Source organism: Paenibacillus sp. 10L310 (genome assembly GCF_056395745.1).
In genome coordinates this window covers 23,072-49,586 of record NZ_JBFTKC010000017.1, presented here as the reverse complement: position 1 = coordinate 49,586, position 26,515 = coordinate 23,072, and the positions used below count along the sequence as shown (strand labels likewise).

Sequence of the window (26,515 nt, the reverse complement as noted above, 5' to 3'; positions counted from 1 at the left end):
ACATGTCAGAGAAACGCTCCTCCAAAGGAGGAGAAATTCCACAAATGTACAATCTGGACGAGATGGATCGCAAAATTATCGCCGCGCTTCACCACAACAGCCGAATATCCTATACGGATCTGGGTACACAGATCGGGTTGTCACGTGTAGCTGTTCAAGCCCGCATTAATGCGTTATCCGAAAAAGGAATCATCGAACGCTTCACCGTTGTAATCAACCCTGGCAAAGTTGGGCTTCAGGTCTCGGCCTTTTTCAATGTCGATGTTGAACCGCCCTTCCTGGATGAAGTCGCTGAGAAACTGGATGAAGAGCCAGCCGTCACCAGCCTTTATCATATGACAGGCCCGAGTACACTGCACATGCACGGTATTTTTGCGGATATGGAAGAGATGGAGCAGTTTTTGCTGGAGAAGCTCTATAAGATGCCGGGTATCGTCAAAGTGGAATCACAGCTATTGTTGAAACGTTATAAAAGCCGGATGGGCATGAGACTCTAGGAGGAAATCAGCATGGGTTGGAAAGATTACAACGGTCTCGTCATCGGAATGGTACGAACCGGAATTCTCGGATATGGCGGCGGCCCTTCGGTGATCCCGTTAATCCGTTACGAAGCCGTTACGCGTTACAGATGGGTCAGTGATGAGGAGTTCGGCGAGATTTTGGCTATCGCCAACGCCTTGCCGGGTCCCATCGCGACCAAAATGGCCGCATATCTCGGTTATAAAACCAAAGGTGTGCTGGGCGCGATCGTGTCTGTACTCGCTCATATTTTGCCGACAAGTATTGCCATTATTGCTCTGCTCGGTTCCATGTACGCGCTACGCGAGTCGAAAGTGGTAGCAGGCATGGTAGCCGCCGTAAGGCCAGTCATTTTTGTCATGCTGGGCATGATGGCTTATGAATTTGCCATGAAAGCCTGGAAGGGACTTGGTAAAGTTTTTGCCGCCCTATTCGGCGTAATTGCCTTTGTACTATTGCAGCTGCTGGATATCCATCCGGGGATTGTGATCGCAGTTTTCCTTGGATATGGTGTCTTCCATCTGGATCTGGTTCAGCGCTTCAAGTCCAAAGGCGAGTCCGATAAGGGGGTGTCCTAAGGATGCTCCAGACCTGGTGGGAATTATTTTGGGGATTTTTCGTAGCAAACATCTTGGGATATGGGGGCGGTCCGGCTTCCATTCCGCTCATGCAGGAAGAGATTGTGAACCATTACCAATGGATGACCACCGAGCAATTCGGTGATGTACTGGCGATTGGTAACGCCCTTCCCGGCCCGATTGCAACCAAAATTGCTGCATTTGTCGGGTACCACGTAGCAGGCTGGTTTGGGGCATTTATCGCAAGTTTTGCCACAATCGTGCCTTCCGCAACCGCATTAATTATATTACTTCGTCTGTTGAACAAACATCGCACTTCACCAAAAGTCAAAGGTATGACTCTACTCGTACAGCCTGTTATCGCTGTACTCATGATTCTGCTCACATGGGAATTTGGGCAGCTGTCCACTGATTCCATCGGCATCTGGCAGACGTTGATCATTGCAGGCATCTCGCTCTGGGTCATGACCAAAACCAAGCTGCATCCGGCCATTCTGATCGTGATCGCTTTTGCCTATGGTGCGCTGGTACTGTCTCACACGATGTAGTTATAGAACATACAGGGAACGATCCCTTAATAAGACGTTTCAGATTCGTTAGCGCTTGAAGACATGCCTAGTTTATAAACAAAAAACGGTGATGCCAGCTATTAGCTGGCATCACCGTTTTATTTGCGCGTTTCACACTCACATTTGGAAAAGCAATTACTTCGCTTCAACCACTACCGTTACTTTGGTTTTCACACCTGCAAATGTTACTGTAATCGTTGCTTTACCTTTGCCGTTCGCCTGAATGATTCCATCTTTCACCGATGCTGTTGCAATACGGGAAGATTTCCAGAGAGCCGGTTTGGATACATCAGCTTCACTGCCATCGGCATACGTTGCAGTTGCAGCCACGGTTACCTTTTCACCAGGTTTCATGGTCAACGTTACTTTATCCGTCTGCAAATATTTCAGTGTATCCACATCTAGAGCAATCGTTACAGACTTGCTGCCGTATTTTGCTGTGATTTTGGCTTTACCTGAACCTGTAGCTTTGACTTTACCTTTGGTCACTTGAGCTACTTTGTAGCTGTTCGTTTTCCATTCAGCTTTGTCCGTAACATCACGCTCGCTACCGTCGCTCAAGAAGGCAGTAACCGTCAGATCAGCTGTATCGCCTGATTTCAGGGAAAGAACCGGCTCGGAAGCTTCAATACGTGTGATGACATCCACTTCAACTTGGATCGTCACTTTTTTGGAGCCGTATTCTGCTGTGATGTTGGCTTTACCACTGCTGTTACCTGTGATCACGCCTTTTTTCACATCCGCTACACGTGCATTGCTGGATTTCCAGGTTGCTTCGGATGTAACATCCAACGTGTTGCCGTCCTCATCCGTACCTGTTAGAAGGATCGTCTGAGTTTCTTTGGCAGACAGAACAACGAAGTTCACATCTGCTTCCAGTCCACTAGCCATACCTACTTCAACAGGCAGAGTCAGTGTTTTGCCTTCAATCTTCGCGGTAATGGTTACTTTACCTGTAGCAACACCTGTGATAACCCCTTTGCTATCTACCTCAGCGATTTTGTCGCTGCTGCTGCTCCAAGTTGCATCTTCAGATACATCTTTGGATGTTTCACCATACAACGCCAGTACTTTGGCAGAAGTCGTTCCACCAACGGCTACCGATGCTTTCTTCTTGTCCATCTCATACTTGTCTGCTACGTCTACATTCACTGTGAATTTAACCGTTTTACCGCCATAAGCTACAGTGATCGTAGCCGTACCGGATTTGTATGCAATCAGATCGCCGTTTGATACATATACGACATCTGGATTGCTTGAAGTCCATGTTGCTTTGGAAGTTACATTTTCTGTACTGGCATCAATATATTCGGCATTGGCTACCAGTGTCTTAGACTTGTTATCACCGGTAACACTCATGGCGAGCTTGTCATTTACATCTTTGATATCCAGATATCTTGCCGTATCTACATCTACAGCAATTTCTACAGTTTTTCCACTATAGGTTGCTTTGATCGTTGTTGAACCTGCGCTAATGGCTGTAATCTGCCCCTTGAATACCGTTGCAACTTTCTCGTTGCTGGATGTCCATGTCGCCTGATCCGTTACATTCACATCGCTGCTGGTTGGATAAGAAGCCGTTAATACGATATTGGCTGTATTCTTGTCCCCACCCAAACGGAAGAAAATACTTTGTTTCTCCACACTCAGCTTGCTGGTCAGATCCACATCCACGTCAACGGATACAGATTTCGTACCGTATTTGGCTGTGATCTTGGCAGAACCTGCCGAGTATCCTGTAATTTCGCCTTTGAGAACGTCTGCGACCTTCTCATTGCTGGATGTCCACTCCGCCAGATCGGTTACATCTTTGGTTGTACCATCTGGATACGTAGCCGTCACTTTCACACTTTCACTTTTGTTCAACAGCAAGTTAACTTGCTGTTTATCTACATCTACACGTTTAACCACTTCAACGTTAACATCCACCGTCACGCTTTGGCTGCCAACTTTGGCTGTGATCACAGCTGTACCCGCGCTTTGTCCAGTTACTTTACCATTCACCACGGTAGCAACCTTCTCATCACTGGTAGACCATTCTGCAGTACTTGCTGCTTCATTATTTGTTTCATTGTCACTATACGTTGCTGTCAAAATAACTTCTTTTGTATCTCCCGTGCGCAAATCCAGACTTTGCACGTTTTTCGAAAGAGCTTTGACCTTCTTCGTTACTTTCACTTGAACGGTCTGACTCTGGCCCTGGTAAGCTGCGGTAATCGTCGCTTTACCTTCTTTTTTGGCCGTGATTGCACCATTATATACAGTTGCTATCGAAGTATCTTCGCTACTCCAGGTTGTACTAATCGTTACATTAGCCGAGGTATTATCTGAATATACCCCTGTCACCGTAACAGACCCAGAATCACCAACTTCGAGCGACATCTCATTCTTGGAAACCACAATTTTGGACAGTTCTTTGTCTGCCGCAGCGGCCAAGCCTACGTTGGAAATACTCAGCATCAACACCAGCATCATCACCATGTACTTGGTCAATCTTGGCTTTAACATCATTTCCCCCCGATTATCATCATTTTTTTCCTTATGTTTTATGTCGGCAAGTCCTTTCCAGATGTTTAGACTTTCAGGAAATTTTCAGGGAATTCTATGGAAATTAATTTATCTTCTATTCCTGTTTCAACCGATCATACCTGCGAATATTGCGCATACCTATGTATATTGGCAGTCTTGAACTTCTTTTAACAGGATTGGAGGAAACATAATGCATCAGCCTTTTGATTACATCGGGTATTGGGAGGAAACATATCGTTCGGGTGAAACTTCTGGGAGGGGTTCATACGGGGTTTTGGCTGAATTCAAGGCCGAGGTCGTGAACGGACTGATTCAACGTGAAGGGATTCATCGTGTCATTGAGTTTGGATGTGGGGATGGCAACCAGTTGCAATACATGAATTATGAGGACTACCTGGGCGTGGATGTAGCGGCTTCTTCAGTAAAGCGTTGTGCTTCCCAATTTGCCAAGGATTCGTCCAAGAGCTTCATGTTGTATACACCAGGCCTATGGATTAACCGTGGTTTCCTGCAAGCCGATCTGACGGTCTGTCTGGATGTGTTATATCACATCACGGATGAAACAGATTTTCGCAATACCCTCTATGATATTCTGCACTCCTCAACAGCATGGGTGGTGCTTTACACCCGTTTGAAAGAAAACGGCAACCCGGGGATTGATACAATCCAGGACCGTAATCTGTTTGAATATCTCTTCGACTACCCTGATTTCAAAGTTCATGAGATTATTCCGCAGCGCTATCCAGATCAATCTTCTGCCGACTTTGTCATCCTGAGACGTACACCTTCGAAGTGAAAATCGATTCTTTCAGTAGAGCTTAGCTAAGTCTGCACCCCAACTGGACCCGTAAGAATGAGTATTCATAGACCAGACATTCTTTTGTCTTCCTTCGATTACGTACACCATCCGCCTGTCCGCTCACCTTGATTTGTCTATTCAAAGCTCAAGCTTAGGTATACTCCTTCTCCAGTAGAGGGAATATCGTTCCTAATCCTGGAGACAGCCTTATGCGGACAGGTGATGATGGTTTGCTAATGATGCTACTGACAACTAAATACTGAATATATAACTGGTTAACTAGTTGAATCTAATGAAATAATTCGAAGGCTCACAACACTAATACCTTACTAATCCGTTCTCTTCTTCGGTTCTTCCAGCCCGTAGTTCTCAATTCTTCTTTTAAAATAACCCCGCATGTCCACGCAGCTTCGCCAGCGCTTCCATATAGAAATAATCGCCGTATATAATCGGCACATTCAGCCCTCGCCCTTCCGGGTAATGCACCGTTCCCTGCATGATCAGACCTTCTTCCGCTGCCGAGTCGCCAGAGCTATAGTGCTCATGCAACCCGCGGACGATGCGCTCTCCCGCGGCAGCATAGGTTTCCCCGCGTGGCGACAGCTTCGCCAGCTCAAGCAACCCGCTCGCGGCAATCGCCGCAGCGGACGAGTCCCACGCCACCTGATGCTCCGCAGGTGCGCGGAAATCCCACATCGGCACGATCTCTTCGCCAAGCATGGCGAGGAAGAAATCGGCCGCACGCTCCGCTGTCTCCAGATATCGGGCTTCGCCCGTATACCGGAAAGACAGCGCAAACCCGTGCAACGCCCAGGCGGTGCCCCGCGCCCAGGCGGAACCTGGAGCATGGCCCTGTCCGCCATGCTCTCGCAGCTTCTGCCCCGTGTGTGGATCAAACTCCACCACGTGGCAGATGGACCCGTCAGCGCGGATGAATTCGCGCGCGACGGTGTCCGCATGTGCTTCCGCCAGCCAGCGGAAGCGAGGATCGCCGCTCTGCTCGGATGCCCAGTAGAGCAGCGGCAGGTTCATCATGCTGTCAATGATGGCTACGCCGCGCGTATCCATTGCTGACGAGCTGAAGTTCCAGGCGCGGATGAACTCACCGCGCACGTGGAACCGGGCAGCGAGCAGGTTGGCGGCAAGCATTCCGCGCCGCCGTCCATCCATGCTACCCGTCTGGCGGTAGTTGGCTACGCCACTAAGCAGCCAGATGAACCCCAGATCGTGATCCACCGATTCGGGATCACGCAGACAACCTTCCAGTTGCCGCTCACAGCTTTCGGCAATGCGATGTAGCGGAGCGACCGCTTCACTTTCCGGAGCATCCTCATAGACCAGCCATAACAATCCAGGCCAGAAACCTGCTGTCCACCATTCCGGATCATTCCGATCATACGTCCCTTGCGGGGCAATGTGCGGAAATGTATCCTTAATCCGCTTTGCATTCCGAATCGTCTTGGCAGCTCCCTGTTGCCACGCTTCCTCGAGCCATTTTACCGACGTTGATGTGTTCATGAACATATCCCTCCTCGATTCAATACCAGACATCTAAGCTTGATGCTCCAGCTCATCCTCAACTTATCTATAGCGTCGTATGCCGTAACTGCAATAGCTATCCGTTAAATATCACTAATCATCCACGAATAACACTTTTAACTATGCTTCGAGCTGTTTTGAGATGTTTGGAGATCTAATGATCCTCAACCTGAACACCTTCAGTTAACCTCGCCCAATCGGATCGCAAATGACAACCTACGTGCTCCGTTCACTTCAATCCGGGCTTCCTTCAGTAAACCATTACGGGAGGCCACGGCCTGTTCCTCCAGATGAATTATGGCTCCCTGATCCAGCGCAGTGGATTCTACATACGCCCCCCGATACTTCGTTCGTACGCTATGATCCGTATGGGTAATTACCGCCTGTTCACGACCATCATGGAACATCAACGGAATGAGTGCCCCTGCTGCAGCGATCTCTCCTTCGAATTCATACGTTATAGTCAGCACATCCGCCTGTTGTACATAATGGGTACGCAATATTTTAATTCCGGGTAATGGACCGACCCATGTCACGGCAAAAGCATTCTCCAAGGCGTTCACGCCATCTTCTGCCGCTCTTTCCTCCAGATGCTGCTCCACTTGGTTCCGTGTATCAGGGTCCACCTTCTCATACACAATGGAACCACCTCCCTGAGCAGGGTCTAATCCAACATCCCGATCATATGCACCACCGGATGGAATCCCCTCTGCAAGACTGTGCCATACCCCATCTGGTGTCTTCCAGGCAGGACAGTAACTGAGCGGACGAACCGCCCCTTCGGCAAATTCCGTAAACCCGGCCTGCACATGGCTGGCAGCGGACGGACCAATCAGACCAGGTAACCCCATCTGTTGAATCCGTACCAAACCAGGAATCGTATACGGATCATTCATCGCCGTGTGTAATACCAGTTGCTGACCAGGTATGGAAGCAATCACAGTTTCAAACCACCCATCGGTCTGCAAAACCCTGCTGCCTAACTCGGAAGGAAGGTATACTTCGCTCATATCGTCTCCCGGATCACTGAGACAAGCGTGAGCAAGCGCTGCTGCCGTCCACAGGTTGTAACAGGTGTGGTTGGTATATATCTCGTACCCGTGCCGATCTTCTGGCGCGTATTCATTGCGTACGATTTTCAAACGTCCATCTTCCATCTTCCAGCGCTCAACAGCAGCAAAACACCGATTGGCCGCACGTGCAAAAGCACCCGCCATCACCCGATCTCCCGCCTTCAGAGCCTGCGTTGCATGTGTGGAGCATACATAAGCCGCCGCCGCTTCATTCCACTGATGCTGGGAGCTGCGACCACGCGGTGGAATCTCACCTAGCGGCGAGAGCGTCAGTAACGAGCTGAAGGCACCATGGCGCAGTTGCTCACGTAACGTATCGGCAGTGGTTCCCTCGTAACCAGCTTCAAGCATCACCCCAAGGTGATAACGGGTGGCAATATCATAGGAAAATGGACAATTTGGACGGTCCAGCGGTCCATCCTGATACAAGCCAAGGGCCGTAAACCGGGGTAGATGATAGGCTTCCAGATAACGATCCATCCACGCAGTACCCTCATTCGCCAGCTGTTCATGCCACCGCAGATATTCGCCAGAGATCATAATGGCGTTCCAGTTAATCATGCGATTGGGATTGTTCATCTTGCTCATCGTAAATACATAATCTTGTTCAGGACTGATTGTCTTGAGTGCCTCAGCCCAGATCTGTGCATGTTCAGGCAGGTGTGATTTCAACAACATATAGGCTCTTATCATGAGAACCGGAAAAAAATCGGGGTGATTGTCAGGTGCGCTACCATTGACCACGGTATCAATGCTCTGTGACAGGGCTATTGCTGCCGATTGGAGCAAATCTGTACGCCCTGCATCAACCAGAACTGCCGCAGCCATCGCATAGGCCGGTGTAGAATAATATCTCTCCACACCCGAGAACGGGTCGATAATTGCCCCCTGGCTGTCCTGATATGGTCTGTAAGCGCGAACAACACTTTCAACAAGTGCCAACTTGCGCTCCCTATTCCAGCCGTCTGCCGGAGGGGGGCCCGCTTGTTCTGCCAATGTACGGTAATGTTCGAGTTCGTCTTTCCATGGATACGTGGACGCAGATGTATATTTACTCACGCATGCTCACCTCGGTTTCTCCCATTTTCGGTTCAATGATGAAGCGTACCTCACATATCGTTTCAAGCGGATTAGGGCGTTCTGTCCGAACATCCGTCTCATCAATTACACCTGTCCATGATAGTGACGTCCGATAGAATGTGACTGGAACATTGTCATGATCAACTGTGTCCAGTTTCTCCGTAAGAATTTTCCACTGGTTCGCATCATACGTCATATGGATCGCCCCATGTGCACCTTGCCAGCGAAGATTACCGCTCTTCACCACCTCAGGTTGTACTCTGCTCATCCAGCGCTCCACTACGCTCGAACATCCTGCATCTGAATCATCCACCGAAGAGAATCGTTCTGCCGAAGACACCACCCTGCTCTTCCATTGAAAACGGTCAATGAGACGCAATTCCGCTCCATTCCCGCTCCCGTCAGAAGCCATCTTCCAATGAAATTGGCGCGTATAACGAGCCAGTGAAGCTGCCCCAGAGTATGCGGATGTCAGATCCAATGTAGTATCCAGCTCACCGCCACCCTCTGCCAGCTTTGCCTCTAACACATGGGCTTGCGCTTGCCGACCGGAGCATTGCTCCTGGCCTTCAATGAGCGGAACGTTATGCCCGGATGACGAGATGTGGAACAGTTGCTCTCTGCCTGGCGCAAAATACGCTTGGGTATACAACCCTGCTCCTGGATCACACAGAATATTCTCACCACCGCAATGGATAATGAACTGCCCCAGATCATTATGGTTGTGAGGTTCATCGTTATGCCCGCCTTTAATGGAAATAGCCACATGAAGGGGTGCGCCGTTCGCATGTTTTGTATCCGGAGAATCGAACGGTCCTTTTGCAATCATCCATCCCAGATTTTGAAAAATAAATCCTCGTTCAGCCTGCCCAGAGGCACCTTCATCACCGTACACTGGCGGATCGCTCCACATCACGTTCCGCAACAGATGAGCCCAGCGATGACAGGAATCATCAGTAAGCAGTGGGATATGAAGCGGCAAATCCACCTGCAACCCAAATCGGGATGCGAGCAGGGAAAGCAATCCGGAAGGGATCTCTTCCTGCTCGGCACTGTCCGAATAATTTACGAATGTTCCACCTGACAAATGAACTCGCAGCGGGAAGGCTGCGATAGCTGTTATTTTGGAACCCGTCAGTAGATCTAGTTCGCCCTCACTGTACTCACGAAGCATCTCGGTATAATAGGTGAAATAACCAAATCCATATACCCAATATCCAATGCCTTCGGCACAGCCGCCATCCTCGCCATATCCGCTCAAGAATGCGTTCATACAGCTGACCGTATGGGAGATCGATTCCTGTAGTGTGGACTCATCCTCGAGCAGCAACAATGCGGCCATGCCACAGCACCCACCACAGACCGCCGACCAGTTGTGATCCGCTGTCTGCCAGTGGAACTTCCGTTGCTCCCGGTAAAGCGGAGTGAAGATTCGCCGTTCTGCTTCAGACCTGATCCGTTCTATGACAAGGCGATCCAGCCGCTCGGCGTGAATGGTCACAATCTCGGCCAGCATATGTACCGTCTCTGCTGCGAACAGATCGATGTTCCCATTCACCTGGTTGACCTCTCCCGTACCCAGATGCGCGGGCAAACACCACGTATACTCACCACACACGTCCCACAACATTTCTTCCAGCGCTTGCAGTGCATCCGGCCTAGCCGTGTCCAAGGCGAGCATCGCCGTAGCAGCAAGTCTGCCCCTTCGATCGAAATAAGCTTCTTCATAGGCTTTTCGCTCACCCCTATCGCTGAACTGTCGATATAGACGGAACGACAAGGAAGGCATGGGTTCTTTCAAGGCACGTTCACCGTAAGCCTTCAAGTCTGTGTATAACGTAGCCAATTCAGGCCGGGATAACTTCTCCAAGAGTCTGTCGGCACTTAAGGAACTCAATGCTCTGCTCTCAGTACCACGTTGGTTTATATTTTCATTTTCGACTTCGTGAATGGAATCTTCCACTGGATTCACCACTCTTCGTTAATGGATTGTCATGCCCATATTATAATGTAATCGATTTCATTTTACCGGATATGATAGCATTTTTGAAGAATTATCCATTAGAACCCTTTCCACGACGTTACTTCCTTCTCCTTCCTAACCAAAAAAACGAAGAACCTTCGCCAGGTTCTCCGTTGCATTCTGCCTGTCACCACAGGCTTTTTATGGTTATCTCATATTCTTAACTATCTTATATCCTCATCCTCAATTAATCCTGAATACCTATAATGCTGCTGCCCATATCCTAGCTGTCCGCTGTTGTTATCACACAATCGCAAGCGAAGAATTCTGTACAACAGACAACCATTGGCGTGCAATCAGCTCATGACCTGCTGCGGTTGGGTGTACGCCATCCCACAACCAGTACGCTGCATCCGCCTGTTTCAGAGCGTCATTAAACGTCTGCTGCAATGGTACCCACACAGCTCCAAATTCTTCAGCAAGACCTTGGGCCAGTTTCTGATATTGACCGACATACTCTTCCCAGGCTTCCCATTTCTCCGCAGTCGCTCCGGTTCTCAGAATAAACGGCTCCATCAAAATCAGCCCCGTATCTGGCATCACTTCCCGAGTTTCTTCGAGCAAATGGCGATACGCCCGTCCGAAACGATCCGTTACCCCGCTAGGTTCACCATTCATCGTGCGCCAGGCATCATTAACCCCAATCAGGATGCTGATCAGGTCCGGTTTTAGACTAATGGTATCCTCATTCCAGCGTGCGTACAGGTCCGATGCCCGATCCCCGCTGATGCCTCTGTTATAGAAGGTCTTTTGCTTACCCGCCAGTTCCATACCCAGTTTGCTGGAGATCAGATACGCATACCCGTGTCCGAGAAAATGATTTGGATCATCATTGCGTGATCTTCCCCCATCTGTAATCGAGTCTCCCTGAAACAATATAACGGATGGACTTGTACTCATGATTGAAATCGTTCCTTCCTCTTGTGCAAAATGGAAACACTGTACACCTCAGTCTTCATTTTATCCCTTTCGGCTACAATAGAAAATAGCGTTTTCATCACTGAGGGTCGCCATCTTATGAATCTCCTAGCAATTATCCGATCCAATATCGCAGTATCATCATAGCCACAATACCGACCAATACGGTTCCCAGCAGACTGCGTGTCCAGATGGCTACTGCAATCGTAGGCAGGGAGGCCCACAGAGCTGCATTGTGCGTAATCGGCACTAACTGGTTGCCCGACATGAACAGTTCCTGACCAATCAGCGCTGCCATGACCGCTACGGGTACATACTCCAGCCAGCGTAACAACCACATCGGAATCTGTATCTTGCTGAACAGCATCAGTGGCAGTACACGCGGGATAAATGTTAACAGTGCCGAACCCATAATAATCCAGAATACATCCCATCTTACTTCCATCGTTCCATGAACACTCCCATCGTTGCCGCAATGACCGCAGCCACAATGACACTCATGCTGCCAAGTGAAGCCATGCTGGCGAAGATTACACAGACCACGGCGATAATAGCCACATTAATGTGTATTTTTTTGTTTTTGCGATGCACCAACTGGAGTACAACCAGTCCAATAAACATCGCTGGCAGGGCATAATCCAGACCCAGTCGTTCCGGGTTAGTGATCCAGCGTCCAAAGTACGCTCCCGCCATATTAGCCACGAACCAGTTCAGATATGCGGTAATATTCAGACCGTGCATCCAGCGTTCACTAAGCCTTTCCCTGCCAATCGCACGTGTCATCGCCACGCCGAAAGACTCATCGGTAAGCAATGAACCAATCCACATATTTTTAAGCGGGGTCAGATGCCGAAAATACGGTGATACAGCTGCACTGAGCAACAAATGACGAAGATTCACAAAAAATATGGTGAACATGATGGCTATTGCTGATCCATTCGATGCGAGCATGCCTGCTGCAATGAACTGAGCCGATCCTGCATATAAAATCAGGCTGAGCAGTGCCGTTTCCGCCAGACTCAGACCTGCGGTCATTTCAATGACACCCGCCGCAAAGCCAATACTCAAATAGCCAAGCAGGGTTGGGATACAATCTTTGACCCCCTGCATGAATGTAGCTTGATCCTGGACCTCTTCCATGTTCTCCTGTCCAGATATCTGTAGTGTACTTTGGTCCAACTGCCTTACAACCCCTCTCCAATTTCAGTCCCCATAAACCGATATATATGGATATAGATCCATCCAGGTCCACTCTTCATGAAAACAACCTCTTTGTGTATTCAACATGACCAGTTACATGTCTTATGGATTTCACATTTTGCAGAATTCACTTCACATTAATTCAGAAATATACCACAAGATGTGCACTAAGGGAGAGACAGATTACTTTTTATAGAACAGATGTAATCCTAAACACCTACAAAACCAAAAAATATTTTCGCGAAACTCATAAATTATGTTGAACAAACGCGAAATTTGTCATACGATAGCACCAGAAACTTCTGGAAAGGATGGAATGAAATATCTTTTACCAGATGGGCTTGTCCACTAGACATGGGGATGGGTTACACAGAGGGGGAATGTGTATGAAAAAAATTCGTAAACAAGGGGTCAAAAGAACAATGCAGATGAGAGAGAAACTGATTTTGTCATTTGCCATTGTACTGCTCATTCCAACTATTAGTCTGGGCATTATCTCTTTCCAAACAGCTGATGCCAAGGTTGAAGAAAAAATGTATGAGAACGCGATCAGCAGTGTTACTGTGCTCAACCAAACTATTGACCAGATCATTGGTGCAACACGCAAAAATGTTGATTTCCTGGCAAGTCAGCTGGATGCAGGCAATGTCGGACCCAATCAGGGTGACGAAACAGATACCATCCGTACCTTGCTCGACGCTTACAAGGAAACGCATGATGACGTGGAACTTGCCTCCATCGGTACCGATCAGGGCGTGTATATTAACTCCCCTGTAACTGCGGTGAACAAAGAAGGATATGACCCGCGCGAACGCCCGTGGTATCAGGCTGCTACGCAGAACAAAGATGTCCCTACCGTAATCACCCCCTACTTATCAAGCAATACCGGCAATGTTGTTGCTTCGGTAGCTCAGACCTCAGCGGATGGCCATGGTGTCGTCTCTGTCAGCCTGTCGCTTGAAGCCCTCTCGAAGACGGTTAACTCCACGAAGATTGGCGAGAAGGGTTATATCTATATCATTGATAATGCCAATAAAATCATTGTACATCCTACCGAAAAACCAGGGACCGAAGGAACCATGGCACCCTATAAAGATATTTTTGCACAGAAAAACGGAAGTCTGACCTATACACTCAATGGAAACCCGGAACACGCCTTTTTCTCCACCAATGAAACGACGGGCTGGACCGTGGTTGGTGTCATTGACAGTGGGGAAGTGACGGCCTCTGTCCGTCCGATTCTATACACCACACTTATTGTTGTAGCGATTGCAATTGCGGTAAGCTCCATTATTATTTTCTGGATTGTGCAATCAATCACCAAACCACTGAACCGCTTGGTGAAGGCATCTGACGAAATTAGTAATGGTAATCTGACCATCGAAGTTGCTGTATTGGGACAGGATGAATTCGGCAAGCTGAGCACCAGCTTCAATAAGATGAGCGAATCCCTGCGAACCGTTATTCAGGACGTGCGACACACAGCTGACGAGTTAACCGCCTCATCCACACAATTGGCAGTCAACTCATCGGAGACAACCAAAGCAACAGAGCAAGTCGCCCTGATCACGGAAGAATCCGCAGCTGGACTTGAGAAACAAACAAGCAGCCTGAAACATACGGCACTACAGATGAATGAGCTTGCTGGAGGTGTAGGACAGGTAACGAACAGCACACAGCAAGTATCCGAAGCTGCCATGCAAGCAAGTGAGCTCGCGGATAAAGGGAATGCAACCATGCAGACGGCCGTATCCGAGATGAGTTCCGTCAGTCGCTTTGTGCAAGGTATGGCAGATACTGCTGGACGACTTGGACAGCATTCCACATCCATTGGTGAGATGGTATCTGTCATTACAGATATCGCTGCACAAACCAATTTGCTTGCTCTCAATGCTTCTATTGAAGCAGCACGTGCAGGTGAGCATGGACGCGGCTTCTCCGTTGTTGCCAGCGAAGTCCGCAAGCTGGCGGAACAATCGAGCCTGTCCGGCCAGAAGATTGTAGAGATGGTTGGAGCAATTCAACAGGAGATTTCAATGGCCAACCAGAATGTACAGATCGGGCAACAGGATGTGAGCAACGGCATTCGTGCCGTGCAGTTTGCAGATGAAGCTTTTGCCCAGATTAGTGAGGCTGTTGGGGTCGTCAATCATCAGCTTGAGAACATTGCAGCCGCCTCACAACAGATGTCTGCAAGTACAGCCGAAGTGGTGCAATCCATTGATCAGATCCACGCCATATCGGAAACTAATGCCGATGGAACGGAGAACATCTCTGCTGCTACGGAGGAGCAAGTGGCTTCTATGCAGGAGATATCATCCTCTGCTGATTCCCTTGCCCATCTGGCTCACAAGCTGCAGAAGCTGGTTGAACAATTCAAGCTGTAGTCGTTGAACTAAAGATTGTTTACACTAACACTACGATGACAGAATAACCTTCCAATCGCTGTTATCGTGTAAAAGATTAGTTCAACTTATATAATAATAAGTAGTCTATAACACCCAAAGCCCCTTTGCCATCATATTGGCAAAGGGGCTTTGGGTGTTAAAAGGTCAGGCATTTTAGAGAGGAAAATGCCTCTCCTATTCAGCAGATTGCTTTTTATCTCCGTGGTACCCTTGATCTCCGTAGGGCTCTAACTGTTCAAACCAGCGATTCAGACATTTGGCGAGTGCATCTTTGGAATCGTAATACGGGTTATCGTCTTGTTTCAATGTCTCCAGCACCTCGATCACAAACGCAGTCTCTCCATATTCATTCCATTCAGCCTGCAATCTTCGATTCAGATGGCTACCCATTTGTAACATAAACCGTTGTCCGTTAATGGTTTTCAGGTTCAGTGTGCTGTCGATATAAACTTTGCCGTTACGTTCATTCCGAATCTGGTAGACGCCCGCTTCCGTTTTGACTTCTTTGGCCTGTTCCTGTAATTCTTTGCGACGATTCATCTTCTCCTGCTCCCCCTTTTCTTTGCGCTCCTGTTTTCCAACTTTGGCGCTCTGTTGATCTGTGTGGCTTCCCAACCAATACTGACTGCCGTCTGGCTCACGTTCCAGCAAACCATAGTCGACGAGATACCTCCGTATTTCCACGTAATCATCATGAACTTCCTTCAGAAGCTCATTGACCTGTTTCTCGGAATATTTGCGCTCTGTCTCGAATCGTTTGGCAATTTCGATGAGCACAATATATTTATGCTTTTGCTGCATATGAAATGTCGTCAGCCGACCGCCAGTACCCTCTGGAAAATACTTGTTTAACACCTTCTCCCGATCCTGTTCTGTAATATCAAATGAGTTCGGATGGATCGTATGCCCATGTCTTGTCACCGGCGACACCCATTCAGCCGGGGCTTGGGTATCTTTACTCTTGAGAAGCTCCATTAATGCCAGAAATATCTTGGCCTGCCGTTCCTTCTCCTTTAATACAAACCGATGATTCCGGATCGTGGAAGCACTCCCGATGCCAAGGGTCTTCTGTACTTCAGCATCCCTCTTGCCTTCATAGAATTGTGACAACAAGCCCCGCTGGACATCAGACAATCCGGTTACGCTTTTATCCAGCTCCAGCAAATATTCAAATACCGATCCATGAGCCTTCTCAATGTGCACTCGCATATAACGGGCTGCCTCATAGAGCACTCCATCTTCAGGATAGATAATCCCCGCTTCCGTCCTGTATCCGCAGCAGACACATATATAGGCGGGACCCTCCTCCATATAACCACGCTTGATCTCTTCCAATGAAGCTGTTTGCAACCAGGATTCCGATGATTTCATGTAAAAGCTCCTTTTTATCATTGTTTTGGTCATTCCAACCGTATATTAATCAAATATTCTATGATTATGTTTGTTTATTTATAGATATAATATAGTTTTGTTTATTATATGTCAATATAACGGAAAAGAATGTTGTGTTTAAAGTCATAACGTATGCCCCTTGTTCAACAGAAAAAAGACCGCAGGGTCGCAACCCTGCAGTCTCATCGCAGAAAGGGCGTTTCAGCACCTTCCATAAGCATTTATCCTCAATCATTGTCTCATTTCAATCCCTGTTACAACTTAAACCGTTCAATCATGCTTTGCAGATCTTCAGCCATACGTGACAATGCTGCCGAAGAAGCTGCAACCTCTTCCATTGTAGCCAACTGCTCTTGAGCCGCCGCTGATCCATCTTCCGTTCCAGAGGCAATTCTGTCCGACAGAACCATTGTATCACTTACTGCCTTGTTGATATGACTCATGCCCCCATCAATTTGACGGGAAGCCGTGGATACTTCTCCAGCTTGTGCAGCCACCAACTGTACCGCAGTACGAATGTTATTGAATGCTTCGCCTGCTTCTGTAACCATCTGCGAACTCTTCACCATACCTTCTCCCGTACGGGCAAAAGTGGATTGCACCGCATTGGTTTTCTCCTGCATCTCATGCATAAGCTCATTAATCCGCTCGGCTGAAGCGCCTGAACTGTGAGCCAGTGTCTTCACTTCGTTGGCTACAACCGCGAATCCGCGCCCTTGCTCGCCAGCTCTTGAAGCTTCAATGGATGCATTCAATGCAAGAATGTTCGTCTGCTTGGCAATGGCCGTAATCTCGGCCACAATCACAAGAATCTCTTCATTTTTCGCGCGCAGATCCTCAATGACCACAGACATGGCTTTGCTCTCATCATTCACCTGCTGAATATGGGTAACCGCTTCTTCTACTGTAACCATACCTGCTTCCGACTTAGTGGATGCATCCAGAGCGATACGAGCGGTATCTTCAGCACTTGATGAGATCTCTTTGACTCCAATGGACATTTCGCCCACGAGTTGACCTGTAGCAGCAAGACTATTGTTCTGCAAAGTCGTTCCCGCAGCTGCATCCTGCATCAGTTCAGCCACCTGTTCTGTGGCTTTGGATGTCTGCTCGGAACTCGCCATCAGTTCTTCAGAAGATGCCGCCAGCTGGCTGGATGTATCATGCACCTCTCCAAGCACACTACGTAGTGAACTCGTCATCGTGTCGAAGCTTTCCCCCAGCTGTCCGAACTCATCCCGGCGCTGTAAACCTACCCGAACGGTGAGGTCCCCAGCGCTTACTTTGGATGCTGCCTGCGTTAATTGCAGCAATGGCCGGTGAATGCTGCGGATAATGAATATAAGCAGAATCAACCCGATAACCAATGCAGATGCCACAATTGTAATTGCACGGATCAAAATAGGCATTACCGCTTCACTTGCTTCGGAAGGAACCATCTCGCCAACAATTTTCCAACCTGTCACCGGATTGGTGAAATACACAGCTTCCACTTCGTGACCATCATATGTATACTTCACCGTTCCACTTTCCTTCGTATACATCTCATTAATGTAGCTTTCATCCGACTGTGTACCGGATTCAATATTGTAGTGGAACAGGAATTTACCCCCGTTATCCAGCATGTACAGTTTGCCTTCTTTACCAATACGTATCTGATCAACGGATTCTTTCAGATGATTGAGACTAACATTGGCCCCGAATACCCCTTTGCCATCAGCTAGCTTGGCAGCTGCCGTTACAACCCATTCACCTGTCGTGACTGACTGGAACGTATCCGAGATTACAGGTTCGTCCTGGGACATGCCCATCGTATACCATGAACGTTCACGTGGATCATAGATCTGTTCCCCGGGATCAGGAGATTTCATCCAGCTGCCATCTTCCGCACCTGCGGTGAGTACACCCAGTTCCTTATGATTCTGAGACATCCGATCCATCTGCCTTTGCAGTGCAGGGGATTTATTAATAATATCGTTTGAAGTAATACCCGCAGCCATCTGCGCTGCGTTATCCTTCTCCATATCCAGCATTTGATTTATCTGCAGACTAAGCATTTCTGTTTTGGCTTGTGCGGAACGAATAATTTCCATTTTAACCTGGTCAGCAGCTTTTTGATAAGACAACCAACCAACAGTAATGCTCGGTACAATCAGGAACAGGAGCAATGCAGCGATCAGGCGTTTTTTTACGGTTAAAGTAAACCAATTTCGAATCCTTTTCTTCATTAAACTATCCCCCATCATAATCTTCACCCATCCTTTTATCGGACAATTGCTGTAAAAATATTATGTATAGATACTAAATTAGAATAAATTTAATCTTTTCGGTCAGTTTAGATGGATTCACCTAATCCTTCTATTCGTTTTGACCCCCTTAGCGAGATCGTTTACAATGCTCATAAGCTGGCTATTCATGAAACGATTGGAAGGAGAGGATTCAAATCTTACGCAAGTCACATGAAAGGCAACGTATTTCCACGGTATATTCATCCATGTTCCGCATTCTGTTAGCGCTCATCCTGTGTGCAGGCCCGATTCTGGGACAAGCTGGTATTACGGTATCCGCAGCGCAGGCGACGCAAGCAGTTCACATTGAAGTGAATGGTGAGCAACAATCCTGGAAGAACGCACCACTTATCATCAAAGGTTCAACGTTTGTTCCACTGCGGGATGTGGTCACATCGGTTAAAGGCACGTTGAACTGGGATAATCGCACCAAGACGGCTACCATTACCGTTGGCAGAGACAAGCTGATCCATCAGGCTGGCAGCAATTCCATTAAAGTAAACAAGGTCGATCTAGCTACAGGTGTGAATTCACGTACCGTTAACGGTACGTTGATGGTACCTGTCCGGGCCATGGCTAATGCAATCAAAGCAGACATCAAGGTCCAACGTACAGCCACGGGGCAGATGAGTGTAAGTATGGTCACTGATCAAGTCAGCCTGCTGAACAGCGAGGTTGCCAGCGTGGATACGTATCTGCGCGAGATCAACTATCCAGGTATGGCTCTGATCGCCCGCGATGGTGAAATACTTCTAAAGCAAGGCTACGGACTTGCCGATGAACAGACGCTGAATCGCCCGGATCAAAAGACCCGAATCGCATCGCTGAGCAAATCCTTCACGGCCGCGTCCATTCTGAGTCTCGTGGAGGATGGTAAGATTAATGTGCAAGATCCAATCTCCAAGTATATCTCTGGTATACCAAAGGGAGATCAGATCACGCTGCATATGCTGTTATCCCAGACTTCAGGTCTGCCATCTGCATTTGGTCGGGGTGAAGGAACTTCTATGGAAGAGACTGTAGAGGAGATTCGCCACAAAACGCTGAAGTTTGAACCAGGAAGTGCCTATCTGTACAGCAACAGCGGGTATGTTTTACTTGCATACGTCGTTGAACAGGTATCTGGCTTGAGTTATGCCGACTACGTGCAGCAGACGATACTGAAACCACTTGGTATGAAGAATTCGGGAGAGGCCTCCCGTAAAGTGCACACGATTAGTGGTTTTGTTCAAGAAGATAACGCATGGGTAACTGCACCTTACTATGTGTCTCAATCCGGATCAGGAACCATCTATTCCACGGTGGACGATATGCTGAAATGGGATCGTGCGCTGTATACGGACAAGATTCTAAGCCAGGATACGATTGAACAGATGTATGAGCCTTATTCTGATAAAAACTATGGCTACGCCTGGATTCTCAAAGAGAATGGCGCAAACCGTACCGTCTTCCACAACGGTAGTGGTGGCGGGTTTGCCACAGCCTTTTCACGTAATCTGTCCGATGATATCACCATTATCCTGCTTGGCAACCACGCAGGTATGGACATGACTTCACTTTTGGATGAAGTTGAGGCACAGACAGCCAAAGCACTGCAATTGCAATAATCTATAATTAATAGCTTATAATGAGCAAAGAGACGGTCCTTTAAAGGATCGTCTCTTTGTGTTGTATATGTTCTCATTTTAACGACTCACACTTCCGTTTCGCTCAACCCACAATCCATCTCTTCTCCATCCTGCAAAAGGTAGTTTTACTCATATTCTTATTACTGCCTAGGAGACATCCGCTCTTTCATCATCTGTCTGCTTTAATGTTACAGGAAGTTTCCCCGCAAAAGGAATGCGCCCCATCAGCGCCTGAGCGACGCTATCCATGGCAAGTGGCCGGCTCTCGTAAGCCGCTACATAGACCTGGGCATCCGGAAGCGCCAGCAGATCATAGGGGCTTCGCAATGCCACAACAGCCAGCGGTTTGCCCAATTGCTGTATCCAACCAATCAGCCTGCACTGTGGATCGCCGGAGGGACTTCCCGCATTGTAGGTTCCCACCACAATCTGCCGAATGTCATCTGCTTCCGCTGCCTGAAGCAGACGGGCGGAACGAATGGCAACCTCCTCGGGCGTGACCGTCAGATCGACAACATCCAGACCATACATGGATAAGGCTGAGCCCAAGGTGAACGTCTGAGTCAGCTGTTCGTCTGCAATTGTCGTCACGGACGTGGCAACCGTTATGACCAGCGTGCGTTCCGGCTTCAAAGGCAGCATATTCAGCTGATCGCGCACCAGTGTGATACTGTTCTCGCTAATACGGCGAGCAACCTCTTGGTGTAATGAACTTTTGCGCTCTGAACCACTGGATAGAGCAGGAGCGTTTGATGCCTTTGGCAATGATGCATTCGATACTACGCCATACACTTCCTCATCACCTGCATCACCCGTTTCACTCTCTAACAAACCACGTTTCGCCTTGTACATCAGCAAGCGATTCACCGACTCATCAATACGTCTCTCGCTAATCCGCCCGCTCCTCACAGCTGCTAACAAAGCATCAAATGCCTCTGCCTGAAGCTTAGCCGTATGGCTAATTAACACCAGATCTGCCCCGGCCTCTACCGCCATTACGGCTGCATCGACAGTGCCATAGTTCACGGCAATGGCATCCATCTCCATGCAATCTGTCACGATCATGCCCTCATAACCCAGTTCCTGGCGAAGCAGACCGCTTAATACGGTTTGCGATAGCGTTACGGGCAGACGCTCTGGCTCCAGTGCAGGGAAATAAATATGCGCCGACATCATGGCATCGACACCTTCGGCTATAGCCGCTCGGAATGGAATCAACTCCAGGCGCTCTACCCGTTCCCGATCATGAGTGATGATCGGGAGATCCAGATGGGAATCGGTATCCGTATCCCCATGCCCCGGGAAATGCTTGGCTGTCGCTGCAATCCCAGCGTCCTGTATTCCCGCAATGGTTCTGGCCCCATATTCTGCAACCGATTGTGGAGATTCGCCAAATGATCGTACACCGATGACCGGATTGGCCGCGTTATTGTTTACATCCAATACCGGAGCAAAGTTCATGTTAATGCCCATGGACTTCAGCTCCAACCCACTGATATATGCCGCCTGATATGCATCGTCAATGGAACCGGCAGCGGCAATGGCCATTGGTCCAGGCATCAAGGCGATTCCTTCGGTAATTCGTGCAACCATGCCGCCCTCCTGATCAATGGATATCCAGAGCGGCACATTACCGCTACTTTTGGCAATCTGCTGTAACCCTGACGACAACCGCTCTACCTGCTCTGGCGACTCAACGTTGCGAGCAAAGTAGATTACGCCACCGATTGGATACATTCGGAGAAAGGATTCCACATCGCCAGCAGCTTCGGTGCCATGAAAGCCACAAAGCAGCATTTGCCCGATTTTCTCACGCAAGGTCATCTGTTTCAGCTTCGACTGGTATAACTCTTTTGGCCCACTCATTTCATGCCTCCCTCCGCTAACAAACATCCGTTCATTCATATAACAAAAACGGCTTTCGCCGCTCCTTCCATTCCGCTGCCTGTACATTCCACGCGTCCATTAAACGAATGAATTCCGCGCGGTCATGAATCGTTTCCCTGGCTTCCTTACCCCCTGCCAGCAGGTCGATAAAGTACCTTGAACCCGGCTCTGGTGGCTCCAGCCAGCAGAATTGCTCCGGATAGAGTGACACCAGTTCATGCAAAAGCACCAACCCTGTCTCTACCGCCCGAAATTTCCTGCTGTCCGTTACAAAAATCCTTACGCCACCACACAGCTCACCTGCGTGTTTGGAGAATGTTGGGGACATGTACACTGGATGCACATGTACACCTTCCAGCTTGTATTCCCGAAATCGTTCCGCCAAACACTCACCCTCAACCCAGGGGGCTCCAATCCACTCGAATGGGCGGGTCGTGCCCCTGCCCTCCGATACATTAGTGCCTTCGAACAGGCACGTACCCGCATATACCCGCACACTGTCCAGCGTGGGCATATTGGGAGAGGGTAACATCCAGGGAAGACCACAATCCGCAAACTCCATGGAGCGCTGCCATCCTTCCATGGCAACCACGTCCAATTCGCAAGGTACATCCATCTCGCTGTTGACCATCAGGGCGAGTTCACCTACCGTCAATCCGGTACGTACAGGTACACGCCAAGCGCCAACGAGTGATTCATACCCCGCGTTCAACACACCGCCTTCCACAACGTTTCCACCGAGCGGATTGGGACGGTCCAGAATCAGCATATGTTTGCCTGCTCCAGCACAGGCATCCATCATATGGAACAAGGTTGAGGCATATGTGTAATAACGGATGCCCACATCCTGAATGTCGAACAGCACCGTATCCACTCCAGCCAGCATTGCAGGCGTAGGTTTCTTGTAATCTCCATACAGGCTGAACACCGGAATGTCCAGACGTGGATGAAACATGTCTCCGAATCTGACACCCGCCTGAAGCTCTCCATACAGTCCGTGCTCACAGGCATAGAGCGCTGTAAGCTCGGTATTAGCCAGTCCGGCGCACACATCTATTGTCGATACAAAATCCGCTGTAATACCAGTCGGGTTTGTAATTAGACCGATTCGGTTACCTGTTATCCATGGATGCGATAACCCTCTGGACAGAAGATCAACTCCCGTTTTTACAGCCGGGATCTGCTCGGTCCCATTCAACTGACCCATCACACATTCCCCTGGCTGACCCAGCCTGTATGCTGGTGATCATTACCACCTGTTACGACAGGCTCTTCTTCAGGCTCCAGTACATTAAGAGCTACCTTATGCTGATAAATGGCAAACATACCTCCAAACAGCGCTCCGAAACCAACGACAGTCAGCATCAGCAGAGCCGTCAGGCACATGGCCTGAAAACAAGCGCCCATCGTGTACCCCGGGTGACGGAAGAACAGCTTTACACTTTCCCCCATCGCCTGAACGATGCCCATGTTTTTTTGTAAAACAAGCTGCCAGGTATAGAACTGTGACATCAGCGCCATGAGAACAAAGAACGTCTGGAATACACCCACTGCTGTACCTGTAATTCCACCCTGTCCACCGTAATACCACCAAGTTGACCATAGAATGAAACCAAGCACCGCGAAAAGCACACCCACCGATCCTCCCGGGATTATTCCCTTCAACGTTCCGACCCAGATATCCTTAAGTCCATTGCGCCGTTCCTTACGTTCCAATCTGTGATGCACGGCATAACAAACACCGAACAGGATTGGCATATACATCAAGGCCAGAAGCAGTATAGCGATCGGCAGCGGAGCAAACATCAGAATGGGAATCAAAACGATGGAGCTAACGACACTGTACAAGGCCACCGAAATAATATCCCGATAGATTTCCGCACCCGACTTGATCAATACTTCACTCAGCTTACGCATGTTTATTCTCCCCTTTCTCACCGTTCCTTCTTCACCAGGCATCGTCTCTTACTCCCGTCCAATCGCAAGCTCCGTCTCTGGATCAAAAAAGTGCGCCTTACGCAGGTCCAACACAAAATTTTTGTCCATACCTACATAAGCATGTGTTTCCGGGTGGACCTTGGCCGTAACAGTACGGGCACCGGAATGGAAATATACCAAATTCTCGGAGCCCAGATGTTCTACAACCTGAACCCGCGCCTGTAGCATGTGGTCTGTCGGGATATTCGGAGCGACATCATCACCAAAAATATGCTCTGGACGCAGACCCATAATCACCGGCTTGCCTTGATGACTCTGAAGACGAGCGAGTAGATCTTCTGGCAAGGTGAATGATGCACCGTCCACGACAACCTGCGTGCCTTCAATCCGGGCATCGATGAAGTTCATCGCCGGGGAACCGATAAATCCGGCAACAAACATATTCCGCGGACTCGCATACAATTCTTTCGGTGAAGCCACCTGCTGAATATCTCCATGATTCATGACCACGATGCGTTCCCCAAGTGTCATGGCTTCTACCTGATCATGCGTCACGTACACAATCGTGGCACCGAGACGTTTATGCAGCTCACCCAACTCCACCCGCATCTGTACCCGCAACTTGGCATCCAGATTGGACAGTGGTTCATCGAATAAAAACACCTGCGGATCACGGACGATCGCCCGTCCCACCGCAACACGCTGGCGCTGACCACCAGACAGCTCGCGTGGTTTGCGCTCCAGCATAGCTTCCAGTCCCAGAATGGAGGCCGCATTCTGCACCTGTTCATCAATGTAGGACTTTGGCTTTTTCAGGTTTTTCAGGCCAAAGGAAAGATTCTCACGGATGGTCATATGCGGATAGAGTGCATAATCCTGAAACACCATCGCGATATCCCGATCCTTCGGATGCAGATCGTTAACTAGCCGGTCACCGATCACAATATCACCGCTTGTTTGCTTTTCAAGTCCGGCAATCATCCGCAGTGACGTTGTCTTGCCACAGCCCGAAGGACCCACAAACACTACGAATTCCTTATCTTCTATAACAAAGTCCGAGCCGGCCACAGCCGTGAACGTTCCTTTATGATCGTCTTTGAATTCTTTGCGCACTTGGCGAAACTCCACGCGTGCCATAGGTAGATCCCCCTTTACGTTGTCGCTTGTCCTGAACTATATAAGTTCAACTAACGAATATTTACACGGGCACTCCGATGACAGAACAACCTTCCGATCGCTGTTATGGTGTAAATGTTTAGTTGAACATATATTGGAATTAACCTTTTACTGCACCGATCGTAATGCCCTGCAGGAAGTAACGTTGCAGTGAGAAAAACAGAATGATCATGGGCAACGCACCTATTGTAGCCCCAGCCATCATTGCGCCGAAGTCCGTTGATTCGGCAAATACAAACGAGGCCAGCCCCACCTGAATAGTACGCATCTCGTTGGAATTGGTAATGAGGAACGGCCAGAAGAATTCATTCCACGAAGCTACAAACGTGAATATCGCCAGCACCGCGATTCCCGGCTTTGCCATCGGCAGAATGACTTTCCAGAAGATGCCGAACTCACTGCATGCATCGATACGTGCCGCATGAATCAGCGATGTGGGCAGCGTAGACATGAACTGTTTCATCAAGAAAATGTTGCCCACACTAACGGCAGCAGGCAGAATAATGGCCGTATACGTATCCCCCAAGTCAAACACGTTAACCATCAGAATGTACAAAGGAATTAGTGTCACCTGCGCCGGGATCATCATGGTCCCAAGCAAAGTCCAGAATACCGCCTGACTACCCGGAAACTTCAGTTTGGCAAACGCATATCCCGCCAGGGAGGCGAAGAATACATTTGTTACGGTCAGAATGATCGAGATGAGCAGCGAATTGTACAGCCAGCGCCAGGCATCAGTTTTGGCAAAAAAGCGCTCATATGGTGATAACGACAACTGCTCCGGAATCATCTGTGGTTTAAACGAAGCCGACATCGCGCTATCTTGCACCGAACCAACGAGCATCCAATACATCGGAATGACCGTCACCAGCGCCCAGACCACCAGCAGAATGGATGCAACAACAAGCAGTATCTTTTTCTGTGTTGATTTCATGGATTTCATTCACCCCCGGATGCTTAATGCAACGTGC

The 26,515-nt window shown here is 48.8% G+C and carries 20 protein-coding genes; 6 read left to right on the top strand and 14 right to left on the bottom strand.

The window, feature by feature from the left end:
• Positions 1-2: 2 nt before the first annotated feature.
• From AC1DE7_RS25595 to AC1DE7_RS25585, 3 genes are read left to right on the top strand one after another with little or no spacing between them, the layout of a single operon-like run.
• A complete protein-coding gene (locus AC1DE7_RS25595; RefSeq protein WP_036616550.1) occupies positions 3-497 on the top strand; it encodes an Lrp/AsnC family transcriptional regulator in 495 nt (164 codons plus the stop codon).
• A 12-nt stretch (positions 498-509) separates the two neighbouring features.
• A complete protein-coding gene (locus tag AC1DE7_RS25590; protein ID WP_477535452.1) occupies positions 510-1,097 on the top strand; it encodes a chromate transporter in 588 nt (195 codons plus the stop codon).
• Between the two features lie 2 nt (positions 1,098-1,099).
• Positions 1,100-1,645, top strand: coding sequence for a chromate transporter (locus tag AC1DE7_RS25585; protein ID WP_017691072.1), 546 nt, complete (start codon positions 1,100-1,102; stop codon positions 1,643-1,645).
• Positions 1,646-1,801: 156 nt separating this feature from the next.
• Here the strand turns inward: AC1DE7_RS25585 and AC1DE7_RS25580 are convergent, their stop codons facing one another.
• A complete protein-coding gene (locus AC1DE7_RS25580) occupies positions 1,802-4,174 on the bottom strand; it encodes an Ig-like domain-containing protein (RefSeq protein WP_477535451.1) in 2,373 nt (790 codons plus the stop codon).
• Between the two features lie 211 nt (positions 4,175-4,385).
• On the opposite strand from AC1DE7_RS25580, the gene AC1DE7_RS25575 reads away from it, so the two are divergent.
• On the top strand, positions 4,386-4,991 hold the full coding sequence (locus AC1DE7_RS25575) for a methyltransferase domain-containing protein (RefSeq protein WP_036616541.1): 606 nt from the start codon (positions 4,386-4,388) through the stop codon (positions 4,989-4,991).
• A gap of 384 nt (positions 4,992-5,375) precedes the next feature.
• On the opposite strand, the gene AC1DE7_RS25570 is transcribed toward AC1DE7_RS25575, so the two are convergent.
• The 6 genes from AC1DE7_RS25570 to AC1DE7_RS25545 form a co-directional block, all read right to left on the bottom strand.
• Positions 5,376-6,512: a glycoside hydrolase family 88 protein gene (locus tag AC1DE7_RS25570; RefSeq protein WP_477535450.1), complete on the bottom strand. Its 1,137-nt coding sequence runs from the start codon at positions 6,510-6,512 to the stop codon at positions 5,376-5,378.
• 200 nt (positions 6,513-6,712) lie between these two features.
• Positions 6,713-8,665 carry a glycosyl hydrolase gene (locus tag AC1DE7_RS25565; RefSeq protein WP_477535449.1) on the bottom strand — a complete coding sequence of 651 codons (1,953 nt, stop codon included), beginning with the start codon at positions 8,663-8,665 and terminating at the stop codon, positions 6,713-6,715.
• Positions 8,658-10,658, bottom strand: coding sequence for a heparinase II/III domain-containing protein (locus AC1DE7_RS25560; RefSeq protein WP_477535448.1), 2,001 nt, complete (start codon positions 10,656-10,658; stop codon positions 8,658-8,660). The genes AC1DE7_RS25565 and AC1DE7_RS25560 overlap by 8 nt, the downstream gene beginning before the upstream one ends.
• A 294-nt stretch (positions 10,659-10,952) precedes the next feature.
• Positions 10,953-11,609: an SGNH/GDSL hydrolase family protein gene (locus AC1DE7_RS25555; RefSeq protein WP_047840427.1), complete on the bottom strand. Its 657-nt coding sequence runs from the start codon at positions 11,607-11,609 to the stop codon at positions 10,953-10,955.
• A gap of 133 nt (positions 11,610-11,742) precedes the next feature.
• Positions 11,743-12,072 (bottom strand): AzlD domain-containing protein, encoded by a 330-nt coding sequence (locus tag AC1DE7_RS25550; RefSeq protein ID WP_047840428.1) that lies wholly within the window; start codon positions 12,070-12,072, stop codon positions 11,743-11,745.
• Complete coding sequence (locus AC1DE7_RS25545; RefSeq protein WP_036673217.1) at positions 12,063-12,767, bottom strand: AzlC family ABC transporter permease; 705 nt, start codon at positions 12,765-12,767, stop codon at positions 12,063-12,065. The genes AC1DE7_RS25550 and AC1DE7_RS25545 overlap by 10 nt, the downstream gene beginning before the upstream one ends.
• 446 nt (positions 12,768-13,213) lie before the next feature.
• Between AC1DE7_RS25545 and AC1DE7_RS25540 the strand changes: the two genes are divergently transcribed.
• A complete protein-coding gene (locus AC1DE7_RS25540) occupies positions 13,214-15,214 on the top strand; it encodes a methyl-accepting chemotaxis protein (protein ID WP_477535447.1) in 2,001 nt (666 codons plus the stop codon).
• A gap of 195 nt (positions 15,215-15,409) precedes the next feature.
• Here the strand turns inward: AC1DE7_RS25540 and AC1DE7_RS25535 are convergent, their stop codons facing one another.
• Together AC1DE7_RS25535 and AC1DE7_RS25530 are read right to left on the bottom strand one after the other, a co-directional pair.
• A complete protein-coding gene (locus AC1DE7_RS25535; protein ID WP_477535446.1) occupies positions 15,410-16,606 on the bottom strand; it encodes a DUF2087 domain-containing protein in 1,197 nt (398 codons plus the stop codon).
• A gap of 275 nt (positions 16,607-16,881) precedes the next feature.
• Positions 16,882-18,855, bottom strand: coding sequence for a methyl-accepting chemotaxis protein (locus AC1DE7_RS25530; RefSeq protein ID WP_477535445.1), 1,974 nt, complete (start codon positions 18,853-18,855; stop codon positions 16,882-16,884).
• A gap of 266 nt (positions 18,856-19,121) precedes the next feature.
• Between AC1DE7_RS25530 and AC1DE7_RS25525 the strand changes: the two genes are divergently transcribed.
• Entirely contained in the window at positions 19,122-20,522 is a 1,401-nt protein-coding gene (locus AC1DE7_RS25525; RefSeq protein WP_477535444.1) for a serine hydrolase, read from the top strand.
• 168 nt (positions 20,523-20,690) lie between these two features.
• Here the strand turns inward: AC1DE7_RS25525 and nagZ are convergent, their stop codons facing one another.
• From nagZ to AC1DE7_RS25500, 5 genes are all read right to left on the bottom strand, one after another.
• Complete coding sequence (gene nagZ / locus AC1DE7_RS25520; RefSeq protein ID WP_477535443.1) at positions 20,691-22,409, bottom strand: beta-N-acetylhexosaminidase; 1,719 nt, start codon at positions 22,407-22,409, stop codon at positions 20,691-20,693.
• 31 nt (positions 22,410-22,440) lie between these two features.
• The gene (locus AC1DE7_RS25515) at positions 22,441-23,637 is read right to left on the bottom strand and encodes an exo-beta-N-acetylmuramidase NamZ family protein (RefSeq protein WP_477535442.1); all 1,197 of its coding nucleotides are present in this window, start codon (positions 23,635-23,637) and stop codon (positions 22,441-22,443) included.
• A complete protein-coding gene (locus AC1DE7_RS25510; RefSeq protein WP_339190227.1) occupies positions 23,637-24,347 on the bottom strand; it encodes a hypothetical protein in 711 nt (236 codons plus the stop codon). The genes AC1DE7_RS25515 and AC1DE7_RS25510 overlap by 1 nt, the downstream gene beginning before the upstream one ends.
• 48 nt (positions 24,348-24,395) lie before the next feature.
• On the bottom strand, positions 24,396-25,505 hold the full coding sequence (locus AC1DE7_RS25505; RefSeq protein ID WP_127548076.1) for an ABC transporter ATP-binding protein: 1,110 nt from the start codon (positions 25,503-25,505) through the stop codon (positions 24,396-24,398).
• Between the two features lie 139 nt (positions 25,506-25,644).
• Positions 25,645-26,478 carry a carbohydrate ABC transporter permease gene (locus AC1DE7_RS25500; RefSeq protein WP_017691096.1) on the bottom strand — a complete coding sequence of 278 codons (834 nt, stop codon included), beginning with the start codon at positions 26,476-26,478 and terminating at the stop codon, positions 25,645-25,647.
• Positions 26,479-26,515 lie beyond the last annotated feature (37 nt).

What these genes read in the sequence shown, in the direction of transcription:
- AC1DE7_RS25540 (WP_477535447.1), top strand. Translation starts at nt 13,214, where the DNA reads ATGAAAAAAATTCGTAAACAAGGGGTCAAAAGAACAATGCAGATGAGA.
- AC1DE7_RS25515 (WP_477535442.1), bottom strand. Translation starts at nt 23,637, where the DNA reads ATGGGTCAGTTGAATGGGACCGAGCAGATCCCGGCTGTAAAAACGGGA.
- AC1DE7_RS25550 (WP_047840428.1), bottom strand. Translation starts at nt 12,072, where the DNA reads ATGGAAGTAAGATGGGATGTATTCTGGATTATTATGGGTTCGGCACTG.
- AC1DE7_RS25510 (WP_339190227.1), bottom strand. Translation starts at nt 24,347, where the DNA reads ATGCGTAAGCTGAGTGAAGTATTGATCAAGTCGGGTGCGGAAATCTAT.
- AC1DE7_RS25525 (WP_477535444.1), top strand. Translation starts at nt 19,122, where the DNA reads ATGTTCCGCATTCTGTTAGCGCTCATCCTGTGTGCAGGCCCGATTCTG.
- AC1DE7_RS25590 (WP_477535452.1), top strand. Translation starts at nt 510, where the DNA reads ATGGGTTGGAAAGATTACAACGGTCTCGTCATCGGAATGGTACGAACC.
- AC1DE7_RS25530 (WP_477535445.1), bottom strand. Translation starts at nt 18,855, where the DNA reads ATGAAGAAAAGGATTCGAAATTGGTTTACTTTAACCGTAAAAAAACGC.
- AC1DE7_RS25555 (WP_047840427.1), bottom strand. Translation starts at nt 11,609, where the DNA reads ATGAGTACAAGTCCATCCGTTATATTGTTTCAGGGAGACTCGATTACA.
- AC1DE7_RS25595 (WP_036616550.1), top strand. Translation starts at nt 3, where the DNA reads ATGTCAGAGAAACGCTCCTCCAAAGGAGGAGAAATTCCACAAATGTAC.
- AC1DE7_RS25500 (WP_017691096.1), bottom strand. Translation starts at nt 26,478, where the DNA reads ATGAAATCAACACAGAAAAAGATACTGCTTGTTGTTGCATCCATTCTG.
- AC1DE7_RS25545 (WP_036673217.1), bottom strand. Translation starts at nt 12,767, where the DNA reads ATGGAAGAGGTCCAGGATCAAGCTACATTCATGCAGGGGGTCAAAGAT.
- nagZ (WP_477535443.1), bottom strand. Translation starts at nt 22,409, where the DNA reads ATGAGTGGGCCAAAAGAGTTATACCAGTCGAAGCTGAAACAGATGACC.
- AC1DE7_RS25535 (WP_477535446.1), bottom strand. Translation starts at nt 16,606, where the DNA reads ATGAAATCATCGGAATCCTGGTTGCAAACAGCTTCATTGGAAGAGATC.
- AC1DE7_RS25505 (WP_127548076.1), bottom strand. Translation starts at nt 25,505, where the DNA reads ATGGCACGCGTGGAGTTTCGCCAAGTGCGCAAAGAATTCAAAGACGAT.
- AC1DE7_RS25570 (WP_477535450.1), bottom strand. Translation starts at nt 6,512, where the DNA reads ATGAACACATCAACGTCGGTAAAATGGCTCGAGGAAGCGTGGCAACAG.
- AC1DE7_RS25580 (WP_477535451.1), bottom strand. Translation starts at nt 4,174, where the DNA reads ATGTTAAAGCCAAGATTGACCAAGTACATGGTGATGATGCTGGTGTTG.
- AC1DE7_RS25575 (WP_036616541.1), top strand. Translation starts at nt 4,386, where the DNA reads ATGCATCAGCCTTTTGATTACATCGGGTATTGGGAGGAAACATATCGT.
- AC1DE7_RS25585 (WP_017691072.1), top strand. Translation starts at nt 1,100, where the DNA reads ATGCTCCAGACCTGGTGGGAATTATTTTGGGGATTTTTCGTAGCAAAC.